Source organism: Clostridium sp. DSM 8431, assembly GCF_900116755.1.
GTDB lineage: Bacteria > Bacillota > Clostridia > Clostridiales > Clostridiaceae > Clostridium.
On the sequence record NZ_FPBY01000194.1, the window covers coordinates 1 to 5,938 of the forward strand.

Sequence of the window (5,938 nt, forward strand, 5' to 3'; positions counted from 1 at the left end):
CTACCTGATGGAATGATACGCTTTTTTACGGGTATAGGTTCTTTAAAACCTCCCAGGGGGGGTACATCTATCTTCTATTCAGGAGTATTATACTAAACTATATTAAATTTGGTTAGATTCCTTTTGGAATTTAAATAAAAAACTATTTTAAATTATGAAATGCGTATTTCCCTATCGGGGCGTAAGCAAAGTAATAGATAAGAAAATTAATATCAATTTAGACATGTAATGTTCGTTAGAATAGTAAATAGTTTTCTATCAAATGTTACAACTAGATTATACAAGGGGGTGTTTTTTAACTGTCTGTACATTCTTCTTGTTTTCATAGATAAAGAATATATTATATTCTTGCATAAATTAAAATCCTCTTTTAATATTCTCATAAGTTCTTCTCTATCTATTCCAAGAATAGTCGATTCAATTATAACTTCACAATTTATAGAAGCTGGAAGTTCTTTGAAAATTACTTCATTAACTATTTTCCCTTTATCTAAAATAAATACCACTTTCTTTTGTCCATTTTCATTAATTTTATAAAGAGAAACAGCTCCGCTTATCATAAAATAAATAATATTTACATGTTCCTTATCATAAAATAAAATGTGTCCAGGTTCATATTTTTTTATTTCACTATTATTTAATATTTCATTTATTGTGTTAACACTAACATTTTCAAAATACTCTAGTTTACTTAGTTCATCTACTGTATTTTTCATATATAATTCCTCTTTCTATATAACTTTGTAAAGTTTATATAACTGTAACAATTATATAACTTTCTACATTTTTTTCAACATAGACTATTTGTAAATTTATCATTTAAGTGCTAATATTTAATAACTGATAGTTTTAACTAATAGTTTTTATTAATATTTTAGGAGGTTAACTATGAAAAACTTAAAAAAACTGTTTATTTTAGGACTAACTTCAATGTTTTTAATATCTCTTGCCGGTTGCAATAAAAAAGATTCCGAAAATGATTCAAATTTATCAGCAGATCTTAATATTTCAGCAGCTGCTAGCTTAAAGGAAGCAATGGCTGATATTCAAACTGCCTTTAATAAAGACTATCCAAATATAAATTTAACTTTTAACTTTGGAGCATCTGGTTCTCTTCAAAAACAAATTGAACAAGGTGCACCATGTGATGTATTTATATCAGCTGGTGAGTCTCAAATGACAGCTCTCTCTGACTCAGGTTTATTAGCTGATGACAGTGAAAAAACTTTACTTAAAAACAATTTAGTATTAATAACTTCCTCCTCTGATGTAACAAATATAGATGACTTACTAACAAATAAAGTTTCTCATGTTGCAATTGGAGATCCTGCCTCAGTTCCTGCTGGAAAATATGCTGAAGAATCCTTAATAAACTTAAATATGAAAAATGCTTTAATGGATAAGCTTGTTTATGCAAAGGATGTAAAGGAAGTTCTAGCTTGGACAGTTGCAGGTAATTCAGAAGCTGGTTTTATATATAAGAGTGATACTTATGGAAATGATTCAGTAAAAATTATTGATACTATTTCTGATGAATATCATTCACCTATTAATTATCCAGTAGCTATAATTAAAGATACTAAAAACTTAGAAGCAGCTAAGGATTTTGAAAATTTCTTATTTAGTGATACTGCAAAAGAAATATTCGAAAAATATGGCTACGAGCCTTACTAATCTTAGGAGAAAATAATGAACTTAAATTTATCACCTTTATATGTATCAATAAAATGTGCATTAATTTCAACAATAATAACATTTTTTATTGGTATAGGTATTTCATATTTAGTAGCCAATTACAAAGGAAAATTTAAAGGACTAATCGATGGCATATTAACTCTGCCATTGATTCTTCCTCCTACTGTAGTTGGCTTTTTTTTATTAGTTTTATTCGGAAAAAATGGTCCTATAGGAAAGCTTTTATTACACTTTGATGTTACAGTAATTTTTTCTTTTTCAGCTACTGTTATAGCAGCATCTGTAGTATCTTTTCCCATGATGTATAGAACTGCCCGCTCTGCCTTTGAACAAATAGATAGTAACATAATTTATGCTGCAAGAACCTTAGGATTAAGTGAATTTAAAATATTTTATAAGATAGCAGTACCTCTTGCTTTTCCTGGTATTATAGGAGGTCTTGTACTATCCTTTGCAAGAGCTATAGGAGAATTTGGAGCTACCCTTATGATTGCTGGAAATATTCCAAACAAAACTCAAACTATGCCCCTTGCCATATTCTTTGCCGTTGAAGGTAATGATATGAGAACTGCATTAATATGGGTTTTAATAATTGTAACTTTGTCTATAGTATCTATACTTATTTTAAATTACTGGTGTGAAATCCAAGGTAAATTTATAAGAAGGAGGAATAAATAATGTCTTTAAAAATAGATATAAAAAAATCTCTTCCTTCCTTTGAACTTAACATAAATTTTGAACACAGCAAAGGAATTTTAGGAATTCTAGGTGCTTCAGGTTTTGGAAAAAGTATGACTTTAAAATCTATTGCAGGTCTTATAACTCCTGATACAGGAAGTATTATATTAGATGATGAAATTCTTTTTGATTCATCTAAAAAAATCAATTTAAAGCCTCAAAAGAGAAGTGCCGGCTACCTTTTTCAAAACTATGCTTTATTCCCTAATATGACAGTTTACGAAAATATAGAAGCAGGACTATTTAAATTACCAAAGGATGAGAAAAAGAAAATAACAGAATATTATATTGAAAAATTAAATTTAAGAGGACTAGAAAATCACTATCCTTCTGAGCTTTCTGGAGGACAACAGCAAAGAACAGCTCTAGCTCGTGCCATAGCACCAAAGCCTAAAATTTTATTATTAGATGAGCCTTTTTCTGCTTTAGATGTACACTTAAAAAGCAAATTAGAAAAAGATTTAATTCCTATTTTAAAAGAATATGAAGGATTAGTTATTATGGTAAGCCATGATATTTCAGAAAGCTATAGAATATGTGATGAAATTATAGTTTATGATGAAGGTTCTGCACTTCCTAAGAGAAATAAAGAAGATTTATTTAATAATCCTACTAATTTAATTGAAGCTCAAATTACAGGATGTCAAAATATTTTTAAATGCAGAAGAATGGATGAACATAATGTCTATATTGATGACTTAAGCATGACTATAAATTGTAATTATAAAATAGATACCAATATAAATTTTACTGGTATAAGATCTCATGATATAAAAATTGTAAATGATAGTTACCACAATAATAGTTTAAGAGTTCAAATATATGACATTGTAAAAAATCCTTTTAGTTTAAAGATATATGCAAAAACTGAAGAAAACCATATTATTGAAATAGAAACTGATAGAAAAGATTTTAAAATTAACGATTATATTTATATACACTTTTTAGAAGAATATATGTTTTTCTTTTAAAATAAGAAATGAGAAATCAGATATTTGATTTCTCATTTCTTATTTTTTATATTTTAATTTACTCCATATATTTTTCAACTAATTCGTAACATCTTTCTTTGGTAGACTTAGCTAAAGACGCACTATACTGTAATCCTGCAGCTCTTCCCCCTTTAGCAGTCTTCTTCCTCATTTACTGCTTGTTTCATTTCTGCATTACTACTAGCATAATAAGGCTCCAAATCAGATTACCCTTTTTCTACTTCATCAAGCTTCTGTATATATTTATCCTTTTTAAGCTTTGGTTTATTAGAATTTGATGAGGACTCTGAATTATTACTTTGAGAAGATTTATTTTCTTTTGGCGTTTATTTTTTTTCATTATTTGCTTCATCTACAGACTCACTAGCATTATTTTCTGATGTTACAGAATTATTTTCTTTATTATCATTGCAAGCAACCAAAGTGAATAATGCTGCTGTAATTAATATAATACTTATTAACTTCTTTTTCATAACTTATCTCCCAAGATTATTTTTTAACAAGAATACCACATATTTTATCTTTTTACGATAATTTACATAATATCAAAAGATATTTATACAACCTTTTTAACCTGCCACTTATTACTCCTATATCTTACATATACAAAAATACTTGCAAAAATCCATCCTAAAGGTACTGCAAAGGATATAGATAACTCTTCTAATTTCAAAGATAGCATATAAGCAAAAAAGACTCTAGTACCTAGATTAATTAAAGATGTAAGTAAAAAGTACTTCATATCTCCTGCAGCCCTTAAAATTCCATTAGTAACAACCATAAATCCCATAAAAATATAAAATAAAGATACTACCTTTAAATAACTACATCCATAATCAATAACTTCTCTTGAAATTTCATCACTTACAAATAAAGAAACAATATCTCTTCCAAAAATAAAAATACTTGCTACTATAATAATATAAAATACAAATATAATTTTAAGAGCTGCCCTATATCCCTTTTTCACTCTATCTAATTTCTTCCCACCAATATTTTGAGCTGTAAATGATGAAACTGCATTACTCATATTTACCATTGGCAAAATAGTTATAGAATCTATCTTTGTAGCTGCTGTATATCCTGCAATAATTACACTTCCAAAACTATTAACAAGAGACTGCACAAATAAATTACCTACAGAAATAATTGATTGCTGTAATATAGACGGAATGGCAATCCTACTTATGGATTTAAAAATATAAAGATTAAAAAGCTTTGTCTTTTCAGAAGTTCTTATTCCTCTAATTCTATTTATTAAAAATATAAATGATAAAACACATGAAAATCCTTGAGAAATTATAGTTGCTTCTGCTGCCCCCCTTACTCCAGCTGAAAATTTTACTACAAAAATCAAATCTAGAATAACATTTAAAATTGATGATAATATTAAGAAAAATAGAGATGTTTTTGAATCGCCAAGAGCATTAAAAGATGAGTTAACTATATTATAGACAAACAAAAATACTGTTCCTAAAAAATATATTTTTAAATAACTTTCAGCATCATAAAATATATTCTCTGGTGTATTCATAAATAACAATATATTTTTTGCAAAGACATACCCTAATAATAAAATTATTGAACTTATAAATATAATTGAAATCAAAGAAGTGTAAATAGATGACTTTACTTTAGAATATTTATTTGCTCCAAAATACTGAGAAATAACTACAGAAGATCCTATGCCAGCACCATTTGCAATAGTGATGCTGATAAAAGTTATGGGATAAGAAGCTCCAATTGAAGCTAGAGCTTCTGACCCAACATAATTTCCAACAATAATAGAATCAATAATACTATAAGCTTGCTGAAATATGTTACCAAAAATTATGGGCAGTGCAAATAAAAATAAATCTTTACCTGGACTGCCCTTTGTCATATCCTTAATCATTTTTTCCTCTTTATTAAGTGTTTCCCAGTAATTAATATATGATAAACATTTATTTCTGGTCTAAAACATATTTATTAATAGCTTTTAAAACACCATGATTTTTATTACTTTCTGCTATAAAGTTACCATACTGCTTCATATCTTCATTAGCATTTTCCATTACAAAACTATAATAAGCCTTCTTAAGCATCTCTACATCATTATAAAAATCTCCAAAAACCATAGTTTCTTCATAAGATATATTTTCTTCTTTTTGTATTTTTTCTAAGGCTGTCCGTTGCCAAAACCTTATAAAACTTTATAAAGCTTGTTTAATTCCTTATTCAACCTGTCTGATTTTGTAATGAATAAATTCATATACTACTCTCATTTGATATAACAGTCCAAAGGCGTAAATTCGGGTACAACGCACCCTACATATTAACAATATCTTGATAGTGATTAAATTGCTAATTCGTATCTACTAAGATTAATACTTGCATTGTAGTCTCTATTTATATTTAAACCGCAAGAACATTTATATATTCTATCTTTAAGCTTCAAGTCTTTTTTAATAGAGCCACATGAGCTGCATAATTTTGATGATGGAAAATATCTATCTGCTTCAACAAATTCGCTT

7 protein-coding genes and 1 pseudogene are annotated in these 5,938 nt (G+C 27.6%); 3 read left to right on the forward strand and 5 right to left on the reverse strand.

Features of this window, described 5'->3' with window-relative positions:
- Positions 1-212 precede the first annotated feature (212 nt).
- Entirely contained in the window at positions 213-716 is a 504-nt protein-coding gene (locus tag BM384_RS14830) for a Crp/Fnr family transcriptional regulator (RefSeq protein ID WP_090014737.1), read from the reverse strand.
- Between the two features lie 172 nt (positions 717-888).
- Between BM384_RS14830 and modA the strand changes: the two genes are divergently transcribed.
- From modA to BM384_RS14845, 3 genes are read left to right on the forward strand one after another with little or no spacing between them, the layout of a single operon-like run.
- On the forward strand, positions 889-1,674 hold the full coding sequence (modA, locus tag BM384_RS14835) for a molybdate ABC transporter substrate-binding protein (RefSeq protein ID WP_090014739.1): 786 nt from the start codon (positions 889-891) through the stop codon (positions 1,672-1,674).
- A 15-nt stretch (positions 1,675-1,689) separates the two neighbouring features.
- Positions 1,690-2,373: a molybdate ABC transporter permease subunit gene (gene modB, locus BM384_RS14840; RefSeq protein WP_090014741.1), complete on the forward strand. Its 684-nt coding sequence runs from the start codon at positions 1,690-1,692 to the stop codon at positions 2,371-2,373.
- On the forward strand, positions 2,373-3,404 hold the full coding sequence (locus tag BM384_RS14845; RefSeq protein ID WP_090014743.1) for a sulfate/molybdate ABC transporter ATP-binding protein: 1,032 nt from the start codon (positions 2,373-2,375) through the stop codon (positions 3,402-3,404). Before modB ends, BM384_RS14845 begins: the two co-directional genes overlap by 1 nt.
- Before the next feature lie 347 nt (positions 3,405-3,751).
- Here the strand turns inward: BM384_RS14845 and BM384_RS17790 are convergent, their stop codons facing one another.
- From BM384_RS17790 to BM384_RS14860, 4 genes and pseudogenes are all read right to left on the reverse strand, one after another.
- Entirely contained in the window at positions 3,752-3,898 is a 147-nt protein-coding gene (locus BM384_RS17790) for a hypothetical protein (RefSeq protein ID WP_175537408.1), read from the reverse strand.
- Between the two features lie 83 nt (positions 3,899-3,981).
- The gene (locus BM384_RS14850) at positions 3,982-5,319 is read right to left on the reverse strand and encodes an MATE family efflux transporter (RefSeq protein WP_090014745.1); all 1,338 of its coding nucleotides are present in this window, start codon (positions 5,317-5,319) and stop codon (positions 3,982-3,984) included.
- 49 nt (positions 5,320-5,368) lie between these two features.
- Positions 5,369-5,590 (reverse strand): annotated as a pseudogene (locus BM384_RS14855) (HAD hydrolase family protein); the annotation flags it as partial.
- Positions 5,591-5,760: 170 nt separating this feature from the next.
- A partial coding sequence (locus BM384_RS14860; protein ID WP_139232140.1) for a zinc ribbon domain-containing protein occupies positions 5,761-5,938 on the reverse strand: 178 nt, incomplete at its 5' end.